At 69.4% G+C, this 17824-nt stretch carries 17 protein-coding genes; 16 read left to right on the forward strand and 1 reads right to left on the reverse strand.

What is annotated here, in order from left to right; translation table 11 throughout:
- The first annotated feature begins 26 nt into the window (after positions 1-26).
- Positions 27-641 (forward strand): cold-shock protein, encoded by a 615-nt coding sequence (locus tag ABIE41_RS14945; protein ID WP_069055476.1) that lies wholly within the window; start codon positions 27-29, stop codon positions 639-641.
- A gap of 101 nt (positions 642-742) precedes the next feature.
- On the opposite strand, the gene ABIE41_RS14950 is transcribed toward ABIE41_RS14945, so the two are convergent.
- Entirely contained in the window at positions 743-1090 is a 348-nt protein-coding gene (locus tag ABIE41_RS14950) for a HesB/IscA family protein (RefSeq protein ID WP_192641145.1), read from the reverse strand.
- Positions 1091-1188: 98 nt separating this feature from the next.
- Here ABIE41_RS14950 and ABIE41_RS14955 point away from each other — a divergent pair, with 98 nt between their 5' ends.
- The 15 genes from ABIE41_RS14955 (at position 1189) to ABIE41_RS15025 (ending at position 17784) form a co-directional block, all read left to right on the forward strand.
- Complete coding sequence (locus ABIE41_RS14955) at positions 1189-2436, forward strand: deoxyguanosinetriphosphate triphosphohydrolase (RefSeq protein WP_192641146.1); 1248 nt, start codon at positions 1189-1191, stop codon at positions 2434-2436.
- 35 nt (positions 2437-2471) lie between these two features.
- The gene (argS, locus tag ABIE41_RS14960; RefSeq protein ID WP_192641147.1) at positions 2472-4232 is read left to right on the forward strand and encodes an arginine--tRNA ligase; all 1761 of its coding nucleotides are present in this window, start codon (positions 2472-2474) and stop codon (positions 4230-4232) included.
- A 98-nt stretch (positions 4233-4330) separates the two neighbouring features.
- On the forward strand, positions 4331-6001 hold the full coding sequence (locus ABIE41_RS14965; RefSeq protein ID WP_192641148.1) for an SPOR domain-containing protein: 1671 nt from the start codon (positions 4331-4333) through the stop codon (positions 5999-6001).
- A 204-nt stretch (positions 6002-6205) separates the two neighbouring features.
- Positions 6206-7300, forward strand: coding sequence for a TRAP transporter substrate-binding protein (locus tag ABIE41_RS14970; protein ID WP_192641149.1), 1095 nt, complete (start codon positions 6206-6208; stop codon positions 7298-7300).
- Positions 7301-7433: 133 nt separating this feature from the next.
- Complete coding sequence (nagZ, locus tag ABIE41_RS14975; RefSeq protein ID WP_192641150.1) at positions 7434-8444, forward strand: beta-N-acetylhexosaminidase; 1011 nt, start codon at positions 7434-7436, stop codon at positions 8442-8444.
- Between the two features lie 59 nt (positions 8445-8503).
- Positions 8504-9334: a segregation and condensation protein A gene (locus tag ABIE41_RS14980; protein ID WP_192641151.1), complete on the forward strand. Its 831-nt coding sequence runs from the start codon at positions 8504-8506 to the stop codon at positions 9332-9334.
- The gene (gene scpB, locus ABIE41_RS14985; protein ID WP_465247090.1) at positions 9331-10008 is read left to right on the forward strand and encodes an SMC-Scp complex subunit ScpB; all 678 of its coding nucleotides are present in this window, start codon (positions 9331-9333) and stop codon (positions 10006-10008) included. The genes ABIE41_RS14980 and scpB overlap by 4 nt, the downstream gene beginning before the upstream one ends.
- 232 nt (positions 10009-10240) lie before the next feature.
- Positions 10241-11284 (forward strand): ABC transporter ATP-binding protein, encoded by a 1044-nt coding sequence (locus tag ABIE41_RS14990; RefSeq protein ID WP_192642786.1) that lies wholly within the window; start codon positions 10241-10243, stop codon positions 11282-11284.
- Positions 11285-11352: 68 nt separating this feature from the next.
- Positions 11353-11595, forward strand: a complete 243-nt coding sequence (locus ABIE41_RS14995; protein ID WP_066719277.1) for a twin-arginine translocase TatA/TatE family subunit — start codon at positions 11353-11355, stop codon at positions 11593-11595.
- 44 nt (positions 11596-11639) lie between these two features.
- On the forward strand, positions 11640-12131 hold the full coding sequence (gene tatB, locus ABIE41_RS15000; RefSeq protein WP_192641152.1) for a Sec-independent protein translocase protein TatB: 492 nt from the start codon (positions 11640-11642) through the stop codon (positions 12129-12131).
- Complete coding sequence (gene tatC / locus ABIE41_RS15005; RefSeq protein WP_192641153.1) at positions 12128-12952, forward strand: twin-arginine translocase subunit TatC; 825 nt, start codon at positions 12128-12130, stop codon at positions 12950-12952. The genes tatB and tatC overlap by 4 nt, the downstream gene beginning before the upstream one ends.
- Positions 12953-13167: 215 nt before the next feature.
- Positions 13168-14616, forward strand: coding sequence for a serine--tRNA ligase (gene serS / locus ABIE41_RS15010; RefSeq protein ID WP_192641154.1), 1449 nt, complete (start codon positions 13168-13170; stop codon positions 14614-14616).
- Positions 14617-14751: 135 nt separating this feature from the next.
- The gene (surE, locus tag ABIE41_RS15015) at positions 14752-15513 is read left to right on the forward strand and encodes a 5'/3'-nucleotidase SurE (protein ID WP_192641155.1); all 762 of its coding nucleotides are present in this window, start codon (positions 14752-14754) and stop codon (positions 15511-15513) included.
- Between the two features lie 36 nt (positions 15514-15549).
- Positions 15550-16236 carry a protein-L-isoaspartate O-methyltransferase family protein gene (locus ABIE41_RS15020; RefSeq protein WP_354192382.1) on the forward strand — a complete coding sequence of 229 codons (687 nt, stop codon included), beginning with the start codon at positions 15550-15552 and terminating at the stop codon, positions 16234-16236.
- A gap of 117 nt (positions 16237-16353) precedes the next feature.
- A complete protein-coding gene (locus tag ABIE41_RS15025; RefSeq protein ID WP_354192384.1) occupies positions 16354-17784 on the forward strand; it encodes a LysM peptidoglycan-binding domain-containing M23 family metallopeptidase in 1431 nt (476 codons plus the stop codon).
- Positions 17785-17824 lie beyond the last annotated feature (40 nt).

Below are 17824 nucleotides of genomic sequence, written 5' to 3' on the forward strand. Positions count from 1 at the left end.
CCATTTCGGGCGGGGGTGGGTAGTCAATGTCCGACGAGTTCGGTGAGGGCGGGCGGCGGCCGGTGGGACCGATCCAGTCGCTCAATCGCGTGATGCGGCTCGACGGGCCCGAGGGCCTCGCCGCGGATGTCGGCGTCGAACTCAGCGGCTATGTGAAGTGGTTTGACGTGAGCAAGGGCTACGGCTTCGTCGTGCCCGAGGATGGCGGGGCCGACGTCCTCGTCCATGTCACCATCCTGAAGCGCGATGGTTTCAATGCGATCGCTGAAGGCGCTCACATCGTACTCGAAGCGGTGGAGAAGCCGCGCGGTCGCCAGGCCATCCGCGTCCTCTCGATCGACACCACCGCCGCGCGTCACCCCGCCGAGATGCCGCTGGCGCGCACCAACGTCCAGGTCACGCCGACCAGCGGGCTTGAGCGGATGACGGTGAAGTGGTTCAACCGGCTGCGCGGCTTCGGCTTCGTCTCGGCCGGCGAGAACGCGCCCGACGTCTTCGTCCACATGGAGACGATGCGCCGCTACGGGCTCGTCGAGCTGATCCCGGGACAGGTCGTGCTGGTTCGCTACGGACCTGGGCCGAAGGGCCTGATGGCCGCCGAGATCCGGCTGGAGCAGGGTGGGGCGCCGAGCTCGCACTGACCGCCTCGCGTTATGCTCGGGCTTGACCCGAGCATCTCCCGTCGCGAACAGCGTTTTTCCTGCCAGAGATGGTCGGGGCAAGCCCGACCATGACGCCTGTCCTATAGCGCGAACGACGTCCCGCACCCGCACGAACTCGTCGCGTTCGGGTTGGTGATCTTGAAGGACTGGCCGATCAGGTCGTCGACGAAGTCGATGGTGCTGCCGGCGAGCAGGTCGAGCGAGGTCTCGTCGATCAGCACGGTGGCGCCGTCGCGCTCGATGACAATGTCGCCCGGCGCCTTCTCGCGGTCGACGTCGAAGACATACTGAAACCCCGAGCAGCCCCCGCCGGCAACGCTGACGCGCAGCATCGAGCCCGGCGGCTCCGTCGCCATCACGGCGAGGATGCGGCTGGCCGCCTTTTCGGTCACGGCGACGCTCACAGGGGCCTCAAGAGAGGTGGTCATGGCGATCTCCCGGAGCAGAAGCTCCTTGCACCTTTGTTGCCCGCAAAGGTAATTGCGCGCCAGCCCCTCTACAAGCCGGGGGCGGCGACGGACCCGCCATGCCGCATCCACAGACCCCCGCCTTCGGCGAGCCTCTCGGGCGTGAACCCGGCGATCGCTGGCGGGCTCCCTATGCCTGCCGGGCGGCGACGAGCCGGGGCCGGCTGATCGAGGAGCCGGCCTCGCCCACGCGCAACCCGTTCCAGCGCGACCGCGACCGCATCATCCACTCGACCGCCTTCCGCCGGCTGAAACACAAGACGCAGGTCTTCGTCTCGCATGAGGGCGACCATTTCCGCACGCGGCTGACGCATACGATCGAGGTGGCGCAGATCGCGCGCGCTCTGGCGCGGGCGCTGGGGCTCGACGAGGATCTCGCCGAGGCGCTGGCGCTGGCCCACGACCTCGGCCACACGCCCTTCGGCCATACCGGCGAAGATGCGCTGGCCGCGTGCATGGCCGATGTCGGCGGCTTCGACCACAACGCCCAGACGCTGCGGATCGTGACGCGGCTGGAGCGCCGCTATGCCGGGTTCGACGGGCTGAACCTGACCTGGGAGACGCTGGAGGGGCTGGTCAAGCACAACGGCCCGCTGCTGCTGGCCGACGGATCGCCGACCGACCGCTACGCGCAGGACGGCATCCCTGCCGCAATCGTCGAATATCAGGCAAAGCAGGATCTCTGGCTCGACACTTATGCCTCGGCGGAGGCGCAGGCGGCCGCGCTCGCCGACGACATCGCCTACAACGCCCATGACATCGACGATGGTCTGCGGGCCGGGCTGTTCGGCCATGGCGAACTGCGCGCGGTGCCCTTCCTGGCGGAGCTGCTCGACGAGATCGAGGCCCTGCATCCGGGGCTGGAGATCGCGCGCGCCACCAACGAACTGGTGCGGCGCGTGATCACGCGCTTCGTCGAGGGCGTCATCGCCGAATCGCAAGCGAGGCTGGCGGCGCTCGCCCCGGCGGATGCCGATGCGGTGCGCCGGGCGGGCCGGCCCGTGATCGCCTTTCCGGCGGCCATCGAGGCGGCCGATCGTGAGATCAAGGCCTTCCTCTATCCCAACATGTACCGCCATGCCCGCATCGCGCCGATCCGCCGCGATGCGGCGCAGGTGGTGCGCGACCTGTTCGCCCGCTTCCGGGCCGATCCCGGCCTGATGCCGCTGTACTGGGCCGCCGGCTGCGGGAGCCTCGACGCGCACCGCCTCGCGCGGCGGGTGGCGGACTATATCGCCGGGATGACCGACTGGTACGCGCTCGACGAGCATCGGCGCCTGTTTGACGCGACCCCCACGCTGCGATAGGGCCGGGCGCCTCCCCACCGCAGATATCGGCCGCCATGAACCTGTTCGAGACCTATTCCGCCCGTGTCGCCGCCGCGCTCGCGGCGCTCGCCGAGCGCGGGGCGCTGCCCGCCGGCCTCGATCTCGGCCGCGTCGTGGTGGAGCCGACGAAGGACCCGGCCCATGGCGATCTCGCGACCAACGCGGCCATGGTGTTGGCCAAGGAGGCCGGAACCAATCCGCGCGCGCTGGCGGCGCTGCTGGTCGAGGAACTCGGCAAGGACGCCGAGATCGTCAAGGCGGAGATCGCGGGGCCGGGTTTCATCAATCTGACGCTGCAGCCTTCCGTCTTCACCGCGATCCTCAAGGACGCGGTCGAGCGCGGTCTCGACTATGGGCGCGGCGTGCCCAAGCCGCAGCCGCGCGTCAATGTCGAATATGTCTCGGCCAATCCGACCGGGCCGATGCATGTCGGCCATGGCCGCGGCGCCGTCTTCGGCGATGCGCTGGCCAACATCCTCGCCTTCGCCGGCCATGACGTGACGCGCGAATACTACATCAACGATGCCGGGGCGCAGGTCGACGTGCTCGCCCGCTCCGCTTTCCTGCGCTACCGCGAGGCATTGGGCGAGACGATCATGATCCCCGAGGGGCTTTATCCGGGTGATTATCTCGTCTCGGTGGGGGAGACCCTAGCCAAGGCCCATGGCGAGGCGCTGCTGGCGAAGCCGGAGACCGAATGGCTGCCGCTGGTTCGGGCCGCTGCCATTGACGGCATGATGGCGATGATCCGCGACGATCTCGCCGCGCTCGGCGTCGTCCACAAGGTGTTCTTCTCGGAGCGCTCGCTGCAAAACGAGGGTGGCGTCGACGCGGTCGGCGCGACCATCGACGATCTGCGCGCCCGCGACCTCGTCTATGAGGGCCGGCTGCCGCCGCCCAAGGGCCAGAAGGACGAGGATTGGGAAGATCGCGAGCAGACGCTGTTCCGTGCCACGCAGTTCGGCGACGACGTCGACCGGCCGCTGCTGAAGTCGGACGGCAGCTACACCTATTTCGCCAACGACATCGCCTATCACCGCTCGAAGTTCACCCGCGGCTTTCCCCAGATGATCGACGTCTGGGGCGCCGACCATGGCGGCTATGTCAAGCGCATGCAGGCGGCGGTGAAGGCCGTGACCGCGGGGCAGGGCGCGCTCGACGTCAAGCTCTGCCAGCTCGTCAAGCTGCTGCGCAACGGCGAGCCGGTTAAAATGTCGAAGCGTTCGGGCGATTTCGTCACGCTGCGCGAGGTCATCGACGAGGTCGGCCGCGACGCTGTGCGCTTCATGATGATCTTCCGCAAGAACGACGCGACGCTCGACTTCGATCTCGCCAAGGTGGTCGAGCAGTCGAAGGACAATCCGGTCTTCTACGTCCAGTATGCCCATGCCCGCTGCGCCTCGATCTTCCGGCAGGCGCGCGAGGCTTTTCCGGATCTGGATCTGTCGCCGGCCGCCCTCGCACAGGCCGATCTCGCCCGGCTCACCGACGAGGCCGAGGTTGGTATCGTCAAGTTGATCGCGGCCTATCCACGCATCGTCGAAGGCGCTGCGGCCGCCCATGAGCCACATCGGCTGGCCTTCTTCGTGCATGAGCTCGCCAGCGCTTTCCATTCCCTATGGAACAAGGGCAAAGACTCGCCGCAATTACGGTTCGTTAATCAAACTGATCGAGAGTCGACCTTGGCGAGGTTGGCGTTTGTGCATGCGGTGCGCAGCGTCCTTGCTTCCGGTCTGGCTGTCGCTGGAGTTGCGGCGCCGGAAGAGATGCGTTGACGGGCTTGCGGCCCTCGGCGCCCACAAGGTCAGGTTGACCGTGTCGCGCATGGGGCTTCCCATGGCTGCTGGCGGCCTGCGCTGGGATGGATCATGCCATGAGTGAGCCCGCTAGAAACCGTTTTGCTCTCGATCTCGAGGATCTCGAGCGCCAGCTCCGCAGTGCCGGGCAGGCGCCCCGCTCGGGCCAGCCGGCCGATCCGCTGGCGGAGCTGACGCGCATCGTCGATCAGGGCGATCCGCTGAAGGATATCTTCGGTCAGCGCGGTGCTGCCGCGGCGCCCCAGCGGGTGACGCCGTCCTGGCAGGCGCCGGCGGCCGTCTCCGCCCAGCCGCGCATCGTGCCGGAGGCGCCGCGCGCCGAGCCGCAGTTCGATGCGATCCAGCAGTTCCAGGCCGTGGCCGAGCAGTCGCCGCCGCCGGCGGAGCTGCGGGGCGCGCTCGACGAGTTCGAGGCGCTGCTGCGCCGCACCGACGGCGCCCGGCCGGCGGCGCCCGTCGCTCCCGCTCCTGCGTCCGTTCGGGCCGAGCCCCGTTTCGATGCAGCCGATGAGAGCTTCGAGCGCCCGGAGCCTCACGCCTATCAGCGCCCGGCCACGACGCCGACGGCGCGCGACCTCGACGATCCCAATGACGGCTATGGCTATCAGGATCAGCCGGTTGCCTATGAGCCGCAGCCCGTCCAGGCCGCTGCCGCCGAGGAGGACATGCCCGACCTCGAGCCCCGCCGCTCGCGCAAGGGGCTTTATGCCGCCGCTGCGCTGATCGTCGTGGGTGTGGTCGGTGTCGGGGCCGCGATGTCGCTGCGCAGCCCGACCCGCACCGCCGACGGCCTGCCCCCGACCATCACTGCGGCCACCGGCCCGACCAAGGTCGAACCCACCAATCCCGGCGGGGCCGAGATCCCGAATCAGAACAAGCAGATCTACGAGCGGCCGGGCGACACCCAGGCCGGCCCGACCAAGGTCGTCAGCCGCGAGGAGCAGCCGGTCGACGTCCAGCAGGCGGCGCGCTCGATGCCGACGCGCGTGGTGATGCCGGGCCCCGGCTCGGCGACAGCCACGCCGCCGGCCAATGCGCTGTCGCAGGCTCCCGCCAGCTCCGCTCCGGCCGCCACGCCGTCCGAGCCTGCCCTGACGCCGGTCCCGCCGGTGCCGGGCCTGGGCGAGCCGCGTCGGGTCCGCACCGTCTCGATCCGTCCCGATGGCACGCCTGCGCCGCCCGCCAACGGCACGGCCGGCTACACCAACGGCGCCGTCCCGCTGGCGACCGGCTCCGCCCCGCCGGCGCGCCCGGCCGGGCTCTCGCCCGCCTCGGGCACCGCCCAGCCCGCCGCCGCCGCGGCCCCCGTCACGCCGTCGCGTCCGGCGACGACCCCGCCGGCCGAGGCTCCGAAGGCCCAGGAGCGCGCCGCCGCTCCGGCCACCACGCCCGCAGCGCCGCTGCGCATCGCCAATGCCGCTCCCGCGGCGCAGGCTCCGGCCGCACCGCCCCCGGCGACGGCGGCGATCCGTTCCGGCACCGGCGACTTCGTCGTCCAGCTCGGCGCTCCGGGCAGCGAGGCCGAGGCCCGCGCCACCTTCGCCGCCCTGCAGCGCAAATATCCGGGCCAGCTCGGCGGCCAGGCGCCGATCGTGCGCAAGACCGAACTGGCCGGGGGCAAGACCGTCTACCGCCTGCGCGTCGGCCCCTATAGCCGCGACGATGCTGCCAGCATGTGCACGGCCCTGCAGGCTGCCGGTGGCCAGTGCTTCATCGCGAAGAACTGATCCGACCAGCCATCGTCGATCCCCTCTGAAACCGGCGGCGCCCCAGGCGCCGCCGGTTTTTCGTGCCCGGAGTGCAGGGCGCGGCGGCGCCGCATGCGGTGGCCGGGTCTGGTTTTTCGTGCGAAGAGGCCCGCGGCAGAGTCGCGTCCCGCCCGCCGGGCGGGAGATGCGGCCGACGACCAGAACAGCCTTCCGGAGGACACCATGGACCGCCGTCGTTTCGTCAAGACCGCCGCCACCGGCGCAGCGGGCAGCGCGCTGATCGCCGCGCCCGCCATCGCCCAGTCGCAGCCCAAGATCAGCTGGCGCCTGACCTCGAGCTATCCGAAGAGCCTGGACACCCTGTTCGGCCTCTCGACGCAGGTCTCCAAGCGCGTGGCCGAGGCGACGGACGGCAATTTCCAGATCCAGGTCTTCGCGCCGGGCGAAATCGTGCCGGGCCTGCAGGCGCTCGACGCCGTGCAGAACGGTACCGTCGAATGCAGCCACACCCTGTCGAGCTTCTATATCGGCAAGGACCCGGCCTACGCCTTCGAGACCTCGCTGCCCTTCGGCTTCAACACCCGCCAGCAGAACGCCTGGCTCTATGCCGGCGGCGGTCTCGAGCTCTGCCGCGCCTTCATGAAGAAGCAGGGCCTCTACACGATCCCCTCGGGCAATACCGGCGCGCAGATGGGCGGCTGGTTCCGCAAGGAGATCAAGTCGCTGGAGGACCTCAAGGGCCTCAAGATGCGCATCGCCGGCCTTGGCGGGCAGATCATGTCGAAGCTCGGCGTGGTGCCGCAGCAGATCGCGGGCGGGGACATCTACCCGGCGCTGGAGCGCGGCACGCTCGACGCCGTCGAGTTCTCCGGCCCGCTCGACGACGAGAAGCTCGGCTTCCAGAAGGTCGCGAAGTACTACTACTATCCCGGCTTCTGGGAGGGGAACGCCAATGTTAGCTTCCTCGTCAACCTGGAGAAGTGGGACGCGCTGCCGCCGGCCTACAAGGCGATCGTCGAGGCCGCCTGCGCCGAAGCCAATGCGCTCTGCGTCGCCAAATACGATCACGGCAATCCCGACGCGCTGATCCGGCTCGCCGGTACGGGGGCGGAACTGCGACCCTTCCCGCAGGAGGTGATGGCGGCGGCCTTCAAGGAGGCCTTCGCGATGTATGCCGACCTCGCCTCGAAGAACGCCGAGTTCAAGACGTTCTACGATTCCTTCCTCCCGTACTGGAAGAAGGAGAACCTCTGGTTCCGCGTCGCCGAACTGCCCTTCGACGCCTTCAACGCGCAGATGTCGCAGCAGATGCGCTGACACTCACCGTCATTGCGAGCGCAGCGAAGCCATCCAGACCGACAAGGCGCGGCCCTGGATTGCTTCGTCGCTTCGCTCCTCGCAATGACGGGTTGCGCTTGACCGCGCCTGCGACGCTTCCTACCCCTCAGCCATGACCTCGCGCGCCTTCATCGCCGGCTGCCTCGGCACGAACCTGACCCCGGACGAGCGGGCCTTCTTCCGCGACGCCCGGCCCTGGGGCTTCATCCTGTTCCGGCGCAACACGCAGGACCCGGCCCAGGTCGCGGCGCTCACCGCCGAACTCCGCGAGACCGTGGGCTGGCACGCGCCGATCCTGATCGACCAGGAGGGCGGGCGGGTGCAGCGTATGGCCCCGCCGCACTGGCCGAAATATCCCCCGGCCCGCGCCTTCCTCGGCATCAACGACCCGCTGCAGCAGCGCGAGACGGTGCGCCTCTCCGCCCGGCTGATGGCGCATGATCTCAAGGCGGTCGGCATCGATGTCGACTGCCTGCCCGTGCTCGACGTGCCGGTTGCGGGCAGCCACGACGTCATCGGCGACCGTGCCTATGCGCATGAGCCCGACCGTGTCGCGCAGCTCGGCCGGGCTGCGGCCGAGGGGCTGCTGGCGGGAGGCGTGCTGCCGGTGATCAAGCATATGCCCGGTCATGGCCGGGCGCGGGCCGACAGCCATCACGATCTGCCGGTCGTGGACGCCTCGCTCGACGAATTGCGGGCGCATGATTTCCGGCCGTTCCGGCATCTGGCGGATATGCCGATGGCGATGACGGCGCATGTCGTCTTCACTGCGCTCGACGCGAAGAACCCGGCGACGGTCTCGCGCAAGGTCGTGCAGGAGATCATGCGCGGTGAGCTCGGTTATGACGGGCTGATCATGACCGACGACATCTCGATGAAGGCGCTCTCGGGCGGCTTCGCGCAGAAGGCGAGGGCGGCGATCCGCGCGGGCGTCGATGTCGTGCTGCATTGCCACGGCATCATGGAGGAGATGGTCGCCATCGCCGGCGCCGTGCCGGAGATGCGGGGCGACCGCGCCCGCCGCGCCGCGATGGCGCTCGCGCGCATCCGCCACGAGCCCGAGCCGCTCGAAGTCGAGGCCGCCCGCGCCCAAGTCGCGAGCGCGCTTGCCTTGGGCGGCTGAACCGTCGAACCTGTGGCGCTGCCGCGTCCTTCGCGGGGGCGGGAGGGGGACGGCCGGCCATGGCGGCGCAACTGCCATTCGAGGAGGACGGCCCGGAACGCGACGGCGAGCCGGCGCTGCGGGTCGATGTCGACGGCTATGAGGGCCCGCTCGATCTGCTGCTCGATCTCGCGCGCCGGCAGAAGGTCGATCTCCACCGGATCTCGATCCTGGCGCTGGCCGAGCAATATCTCGTCTTCGTCGAGCAGGCGCGGGCCCTGCGGCTGGAACTGGCGGCCGATTATCTCGTGATGGCGGCCTGGCTCGCCTATCTCAAATCCCGCCTGCTGCTGCCCGAACCGCCCAGGGGCGAGGAGCCCAGCGCAGCCGACCTCGCGACCTCGCTGGCGCTGCGCCTGCGCCGGCTGGAGGCGATCCGTGCCGCGGCACGAAAGCTCGCCTCGCGCGAGCGGCTTGGGCAGGACGTGTTCGCGCGCGGCGCGCCCGAGGCGGTCGTCGCCGGAGCCCGGCCCGTCTGGGAGGCGGAGCTCTACGATCTGCTCTCGGCCTATGCCCAGCAGCGGATGAAGCGCGTTCAGGGGCACATCTCGGTCGGCCAGCGCGTGGTCTGGTCGCTGGTCGAGGCGCGCGAGGCGCTGCAGCGGCTCGTCGGCGAGGCCGGAGACTGGACGCAGATCGACCCCTATCTGACCCGCTACATGACGTCGCATGGGCTGCCCGCTCGGGAGATGGCGGCGACGGTCCGGGCGTCGGCCCTTTCGGCCATGCTGGAGATGGTCAAGGAGGGGGTTCTCGACCTGCGGCAGGACGAGGCCTTCGCGCCGCTTTATCTGCGCCGCCGCTCGGCGCGACCGCCGGCCCTGCCGCTGTCGCGCGGAGACGGCCTGTGACGGAGGCCGCCGCGCCGCTTCCGGACGAGGCCGACGGTGCGGCCGAGGCGTTCGCGCAGGCGATGCGCGTGGTCGAGGCGCTGCTCTTCGCCTCCGCCCAGCCGCTGCCGGCCGAGGAACTGGCGCGCTCGGTGCCGGCTGGCGTCGCAATCGAAGAGGTCCTGGCGCATCTGACCGCGCTCTACGCGCCGCGCGGCGTCAATCTGCGCTCCGTGGCCGGTGGCTACGCTTTCCGCACCGCGCCCGATCTCGGCTATCTCCTCGCCGCCGAGGCCGAGCCGCCGCGCAAACTGTCGCGGGCGGCGCTCGAGGTGCTGGCGATCATCGCCTATCACCAGCCAGTGACGCGGGCGGAGATCGAGGAGATCCGCGGCGTCGCCACGGCTAAGGGCACGCTCGACATCCTGCTCGAGGCCGGCTGGGTGCGGCTGCGCGGGCGTCGGCGCTCGCCGGGGCGCCCGGTCACCTTCGGCACGACGCCCGGTTTCCTCGACCATTTCGGCCTCGAGCGGATCGACGATTTGCCGGGTCTGGAGGAGCTGAAGGGCTCGGGCTTCATCGAGGGGCGGCTCACGCGCGACCTCACCGTGCCGGTTCCCGACGACGATCCCGACCTGCGCGCCGACGAGGACCCGCTCGGCGACCTGTTCACGCCGCTTGACGAGAACGGCTGAGCGCCGCACAGGGCGGCTGTCACATCATCCGCCGCGTCGTCCCGGGCGACCGAAGGAAGACCCGGGACCCATTCCTGAACCGTTCCGGCATGGGTCCCGGGTCTGCGCTTCGCTCCGCCCGGGACGACGTCGCGTTCCAAGAGACGAGGCGGAGCATCCGTTGGTCGCCAACGAGACGAAATCGCGCTGGCTGAGCTGGGGGCGGCGGGGCACGGCCGGGGCCGCGATCCCGATGGCGCTGGCCTTCGACGGCGTGACGCAGCGCTTCGGCGAGGTCACGGCGCTCAGGGGCGTGTCGCTGTCGGTCGAGCCGGGCGAGATCGTGGCGCTGCTCGGCCAGTCCGGCTGCGGCAAGACGACCCTGCTGCGGCTGGCCGCCGGCGTCGAGCGGCCGAGTGCGGGCCGCGTGCTGCTGGAGGGGCGGGACGTCTCCTCGCCCGGCCGTTTCGTCGAGCCCGAGCAGCGCGGCGTCGGCCTCGTCTTCCAGGATTATGCGCTGTTTCCGCATCTCACCGTGCTGGAGAATGTCCGCTTCGGGCTGTCGGGCCGCGTCCAGGGGGCGGCGGCCGACGCGACGGCACTGCGCGCCATCGCCCGCGTCGGCCTCGCCGATCTGGCCCAGTCCTATCCGCACATGCTCTCGGGCGGCGAGCAGCAGCGTGTTGCGCTCGCCCGCGCCGTGGCGCCGCGGCCGGGCGTCCTCCTCATGGACGAGCCCTTCTCCAATCTCGACCGGCGCCTGCGCGACGTCGTGCGCGACGAAACCGCCGCCCTGCTGCAGGAAACCGGCGCGACCTCGATCATCGTCACGCATGATCCCGAGGATGCGATGCGCATCGCCGACCGGATCGTGCTGATGCGTGCGGGCGAAATCGTGCAGATCGGCACCGGCGAGGCGCTCTACCGCAAGCCGGGCAGTCTCTTTGCCGCCCGATTCTTCTGCGACTTTACCGAGGTTGCCGGAAGGGTGGTGCGCGGGGCGGTCGATACGCCGTTCGGCCGCTTTCCGGCACCCGGCCTCAGCGAAGGCACAGAGGCGGTGGCCTGCATCAGGCCCCATGCCGTGCGCATCGTGCCGAAGGGCTTCTGCCTGCCGGGCCGGGTGGTGACGCGGCGCTTCCTCGGCGAGGTCGACCATCTGCTGATCGCGGTCGACGGCTTCGACCGGCTGCTTTCGGTGCGGGCGTCGCTGGCGGGCGCGATCAACGAGGGTGACGATGTCGGGCTCGACATTCCCACCGACGAAGTTCTTGTGTTCCCCGCGGGGGACACATAGGTTCCGCCACAACAGCTCGGACCGGGGTCGCCGATCCCGCCGCAGCGTATGAATCGAGGGAGTTCGCCATGGGTGGCGTCAGCATCTGGCACTGGATCGTCGTCGGCGTCATCGTGATGCTGCTGTTCGGCCGCGGCAAGGTCTCCGAGCTCATGGGCGACGTGGCCAAGGGCATCAAGTCCTTCAAGAAGGGCATGGCCGAGGACGAGACGCCCCCGCCGCCGCCCACCGCCGCGACCCCTGTCGATCCCAAGATCATCGACGCGCAGGCCACCCCTTCCGCGCCGGCGAAGGCCGAGACCAAGGCCTGAGGCCTGGCCTCCCGTCCGCGGGAGGCTGAGAGGACGAACTGTCGATGTTCGACATCGCCTGGAGCGAATTTATGCTGATCGGGGCGGTCGCGCTCGTCGTGATCGGCCCCAAGGACCTGCCCAAGGCGATGCGGACCGTCGGGCAGGCGGTCGGCAAGATTCGCCGGATGGCCTCGGAGTTCCAGGGTCAGTTCAACGATGCGATGCGCGAGGCCGAACTCCACGACCTGAAGAAACAGGTCGAGGATGTCGGCGGCTCGGTGTCGAGCGCGATGAACCCCGACTTCAAGCCGATCGAGATGCCGGCCTCGACCGGGCTCGACGATGCGGCGCTGAAGGAGGCCGAGGCCAAGCTCTCCGCGCTGCCGCCGCCCGATCCGTTGCCGCCGGTCGAGATCACACCTGCCGATGTCGCGCCCGCGGCCCAGGCCGCGTCGCCCGAGCCTGCGGTAGAATCCGCCGTGCCCGCGCCAGTGAAGACGCCGCGCAAGCGCAAGACCGCGGCCGCCGAGCCTGGTGAAGGGAGCGCGGCATGAGCGTCGCCAATCCGCGCGATGGCGAGGACGAGATCGAGGCCTCCCGCGCGCCGCTGATCGACCATCTGATCGAACTGCGCGCGCGGCTGATCAAGTCGCTGGTCGCCTTTCTGGTGATGTTCTTCATCTGCTTCGCCTTCGCGACGCAGATCTACAACATCCTCGTGCAGCCCTATGTCTGGGCGGCCGGGCCGGGCGCGAACGTGCAGCTGATCTACACGGCGCCGCTCGAATATCTCTTCACCCAGATCAAGATCGCGGCCTTCGGTGCGGGCTTCTTCGCCTTCCCCGTGATCGCCACGCAGGTCTATAAATTCGTCGCGCCGGGGCTCTACAAGAACGAGCGCCAGGCTTTTGCGCCCTATCTGGCGGCGACGCCGATCTTCTTCGTCGCGGGCGCGGCGATGGTGTTCTTCTTCGCCATGCCGGTTCTGATGAAGTTCTCCATCGGCATGCAGCAGGCCGCCACCGACGGGCAGGCCGGCATCGCGCTCCTGCCCAAGGTCAGCGAATATCTCTCGCTGATCATGACGCTGATCTTTGCCTTCGGCATCTCCTTCCAGCTGCCGGTGATCCTGACCCTGCTCGGCCAGGCGGGAATCATCGACACGGTGTTCTTGAAGGAAAAGCGCCGCTACGCGATCGTCTTCGTCTTCGTCGTCGCCGCCGTCCTGACCCCGCCGGACGTGATCTCGCAGCTCATGCTCGCCGTGCCGATGCTGCTGCTCTACGAGCTCTCGATCTTTTCGGTCGGCTATGTCGAGAAGAAGCGCGCCGCCAAGCAGGCCGCTGACGACGCCGCGGACGCGGCGAGCGAGTAGCGCGTCCCTCGATCGCGTTGCGCGTCATGCTCGGCCTTGTGCCGAGCATCCACGTCTTGAAATCAAGTTTCGCCAATCGAAGACGTGGATGGTCGGGACAAGCCCGACCAAGACGGGGAGGAGGGCGGTTCGTCACCTTCCCTGTTCCCTCCGCGCCCGGTCCGGTCTAGAGCATCGGCCTGTTTTCCGACCTCTGACGGCGTGGCCTGACGACGATGTACGACATCAAATGGATTCGCGAGAACGCTGAGGCGTTCGACACCGGGCTGAAGCGGCGGGGGCTTGAGCCGCTCTCGACCTCGCTGCTGGCGCTGGACGACGCGCGCCGCTCGGCCATCGCGAAGGCCCAGGCCTCGCAGGAGCGCCGCAATGCCCTCTCCAAGGAGATCGGCAAGGCGATGGGGGCGAAGGATGTTGCCCTCGCCGAGCAGCTCAAGGCCGAGGTTGCGAGCCTGAAGGAGCTTCAGCCGCAGCTGGAGGCTGAGGAGAAGGCGGCCAAGGCCACCCTCGATGAGCAGCTCGCGGCGATCCCGAACAAGCCCCATGACGAGGTGCCGGACGGCGCCGACGAGCACGGCAATGTCGTGACGTCGGTTCATGGCACGAAGCCCGAGGAGACCGGCAAGCGGCTCGTCGGCATCAACCAGGCCAAGGAGCATTACGAGCTCGGCGAGGCGCTTGGCCAGATGGATTTCGAGCGGGCGGCGAAGCTGTCGGGCTCGCGCTTCGTCGTGCTGGAGCGCCAGATCGCGCGGCTGTCCCGCGCGATCGGGCAGTTCATGCTCGACACCCACACCGAGGAGCACGGCTACACCGAGGTGATGCCGCCGCTGATGGTGCGCGACGACGCGATGTTCGGCACGGCGCAGTTGCCGAAGTTCAGCAATGATCAATTCCGATGCGAGACGGAAGAAGAGCAGCGGCGGCACGGTCTTTCAGAGTTCGAGGCAATTTGGTCGCTGGCGATCGACACGGCCGAGCGTATGGGAATCGCCAAATCAAGAGCTGGAGCGAAGGCTGAACTTGGCGAGTTCGAATATCGACATAATCCATACCGGACTTGGCTCATCCCCACCGCCGAAGTTCCGCTGACCAATCTCGTGCGCGAATCGATCCTCTCCGAGGAGGAGCTGCCGCGGCGCTACACCGCGCTGACCCCCTGTTTCCGGGCCGAGGCTGGCTCGGCGGGGCGCGACACGCGCGGCATGTTGCGCCAGCACCAGTTCGAGAAGGTCGAGCTGGTCTCGATCACGACGCCGGAGAAGTCGGCCGAGGAGCATGAGCGCATGCTCGCCTGTGCCGAGGCCGTGCTGAAGAAGCTCGACCTGCATTATCGCGTGATGACGCTGTGCACCGGCGATATGGGCTTCGCCTCGCAGAAGACCTACGACATCGAGGTCTGGCTGCCTGGCCAGAAGACCTATCGCGAGATCTCGTCCTGCTCGGTCTGCGGCGATTTCCAGGCCCGCCGGATGGATGCGCGCTACCGGCCCAAGGAGGGCGGCGCGCCGCGCTTCGTCCACACGCTGAACGGCTCGGGCACGGCGGTCGGCCGGGCGCTGATCGCCGTGATGGAAAACTACCAGAACGCCGATGGCTCGATCACGGTGCCCGAGGTGCTGGTGCCCTATATGCGCGGCGTGACGAAGATCGAGAAGGCGTGAGTGCGCTGTCGTACCAGCGTCATGCTCGGGCTCGACCCGAGCATCTCGTGCAGGATTCTCGGGTCTGCGCTTCGCTTCGCCCGAGAATGACGCCGCCTGCCGGGAACCCTCCTCGTCGATGAAAGACCTCTGACCATGCGCATTCTCGTGACCAATGACGACGGCATCCATGCCGAGGGCCTCGCTGTCATGGAGCGCATCGCGGCGCAGCTCTCCGACGATGTATGGGTCGTCGCGCCGGAGACCGACCAGTCGGGCGTGGCGCATTCGCTGTCGCTGTCGAACCCGCTGCGGCTGCGGCAGGTCGGCGAGAAGCGCTTCGCGGTCGCGGGCACGCCGACCGATTGCGTGATCATGGCGGTGCGCTCGATCATGATCGAGAACCGGCCCGACCTCGTGCTGTCGGGCGTCAATCGCGGCCAGAACGTCGCCGAGGACGTGACCTATTCCGGCACCATCGCCGCGGCGATGGAGGGCACGCTGCTCGGCATCCCCTCGATCGCGGTGAGCCAGGGTTACGGCCCGGGCGGGCGCGAGAACATCCACTGGGACTGCGCCGAGCATCATGCGCCGGGCATCATCCGCCGGATTCTCGACGAAGGCATCCCGAAGGAGATTCTGTTCAACCTGAACTTCCCCAATGTCGCGCCCGACGAGGTCGCCGGTGTGGCGGTGACGGTGCAGGGCCGGCGCGACCAGGAGCTGATGCAGCTCCAGCCGCGGCAGGATGGGCGCGGCAACCCGTATTTCTGGATCGCCTTCGCGCGGGGCAAGAGCGAGCCGGCCAACGGCACCGACCTGCGCGCGCTGGCCGAGAAGAAGATCTCGGTGACGCCGCTGGAACTGGACCTGACCCATGAGCCGACGCTGACGCGGTTCGCGCGGGTGTTTGCGTGAGCGCGGGGGCATGAAATCCTCAGCCCTCATCCTAACATGACCGACGGCGAGGGCGACGCCATGATCGAGGAGCGGCCGGCGAGCGAGGGCGAGCGCACCGTCGCCTTCCTCCTGTCGCTGCGCGCTCAGGGCGTGCGCGACCTCGCCGTGCTGCGCGCCATGGAGAAGGTCGCGCGGGAGCGCTTTGCGCCCGCCCGCTTCGCCGATCTCGCCCGGCAGGACGTTTCGGTGCCGCTGCCCTGCGGTCAGACGATGACGGCGCCGCACACGGTCGCGGCGCTGCTGACGGCACTCGACCTCCAGGCCGGGGCGCGCGTGCTCGAGATCGGCACCGGCTCTGGCTATGTCACGTCGCTGCTGGCGGCGATGGGTGGCGCGGTGGTCTCGCTCGAACGCTACCGGACGCTGGCGCTCGCCGCGCAGGAGCGTGTCGGCGGCAGCGGCTTTGCAGGCGCGATCGAGCTGCGCCATGCCGACGGCCTCCAGCCCGACCGGACGCTGGGGCGCTTCGAGCGCATCCTCGTCAACGGCGTCACGCCGGTGATCCCCGAGATGCTGCTGGCGCGGCTCGCGCCGGGGGGGCGCCTCGTGGGCGCGATGCGCGTCGAGGGTGCGGCGCGGCGCGTCGTCGTCACGCGGCTGCCCGATGGCAGCTTCGACCATGCACCGGGCCCGGCTGTGCGCCTGCCGCCGCTGGTGCCCGGGCTGGCGCGGGCTCTCTGATCGCGGCGGTCGATCCGTCAAAAAGCAAACGCCGAGTCGCGGTGCGAAACGCTTTCGTAACCTGAACGCGGTTTTAATACTGGCAATCGAGTTGCGTCGTTTGCGAGTGCCAGTTCCATGCGTAGTCCTGCCGGATCGGTCCAGTTCCATCTCGCCCTGCGCGCTTCGACGGCGTGCCTGCTCGCGCTCGGTCTCAGCGCCTGCTCATCGGAGGCGATGCGCTTCACCGACACCCCCTTCGACAGTCCGTTCAAGACGGCCCAGGCCCCTGCGCGCGACCCCGCGACGACGGGCTCCATCGGCCGCTCGGTGAACACGCCGGTCTATTCGACGCCGGCCCCCGCCGTAGCGGCCGTTCGCTCCCAGCCCCTGCCGCCGCCGCAGTCGGCGGTCGCCCTGCGCGCCGCCGCGCCGCAGCCGGTCGCCGGCAGCTCCTCCGGCTGGTCGGCCCAGGGCGGCACGCCCGTCGTTCTCGCCCAGGGCGAGACGCTGGACACGCTCTCCTCGCGTTATGGCGTGCCGCGCGCCGCGCTGATCTCCGCCAACGGCCTCTCCAGCCCGAATGTCGCGCCCGGCACGCGCATCACCATCCCCGTCTACAACGCCGCCGCGTCGGGCGCTCCGGCTCCGGCCGCCGCTCCGCGTCAGCAGATGGCCCAGGCTCCGGCCGAGACCCGCTCCGACGCGTCGCGTTTCGTGACCGGTCCCGCACCGGCTGCGACCCTGGCTCCGGCGCGTCCCGCCGCTCCGGTGCAGGATATGCGCGCCAAGGCTCCGTCCGCCGCCGAGGCGAAGGCCCAGGCTGCCGCCGAAGCCAAGGCGAAGGCCGAGGCCGACGCGCTGGCGATGCGCGAATCGCGGGCCCGCTTCGCCGCCGAGGCCAAGGCCAAGGCTGCCGCCCGCACCAACACGACGGCCGCTGCCGCTCCGGCCCCGGTTGCGGTGCCCGCCGCCAAGCCTGCGGCCCCGGCCAAGGTCGTCGCCGAGAAGCCCGCCGCCAAGCCGGCGCCCGAGGCTCAGCCTGCCCGGGCAGCGGCTGCTCCGGCGGCCGAGAAGGCCAAGCCGGTCGTCGTCGCGACGGCGCCCGCCGCGCCCGAGCCCAAGTCCGCGGCCGTTCCCAAGAGCGAGCCGGAGCCCACCACCACGGCCAGCCTGCCGAAGGCCGAAGAGGCCGGCGAGAAAGCCGATTTCCGCTGGCCGGCCCGCGGCCGCGTCATCGCCGGCTTCAGCGGCCGCGGCGGCAACGAGGGCATCAACATCGCCGTGCCGGAAGGCACGCCGGTGAAGGCGGCCGAGGGCGGCACTGTCGCCTATGCCGGCAGCGAGTTGAAGGGCTACGGCAATCTCGTCCTGATCCGTCACCCCAACGGCTATGTCTCGGCCTACGCCCATAATGGCGAGCTGAAGGTCAAGCGCGGCGATACGGTCAAGCGTGGCCAGGTCGTCGCCAACTCCGGCCAGACCGGCAATGTCTCCTCGCCGCAGCTCCATTTCGAGCTGCGCAAGGGCTCGGCGCCGGTCGACCCGACGCCCTATCTCAACAACTGATCACGGCTTTACCTTCGACCGGTCTCCGCGAGACCCCACC

This window comes from Bosea sp. OAE506, assembly GCF_040546595.1.
Classification (GTDB): Bacteria; Pseudomonadota; Alphaproteobacteria; order Rhizobiales; family Beijerinckiaceae; genus Allobosea.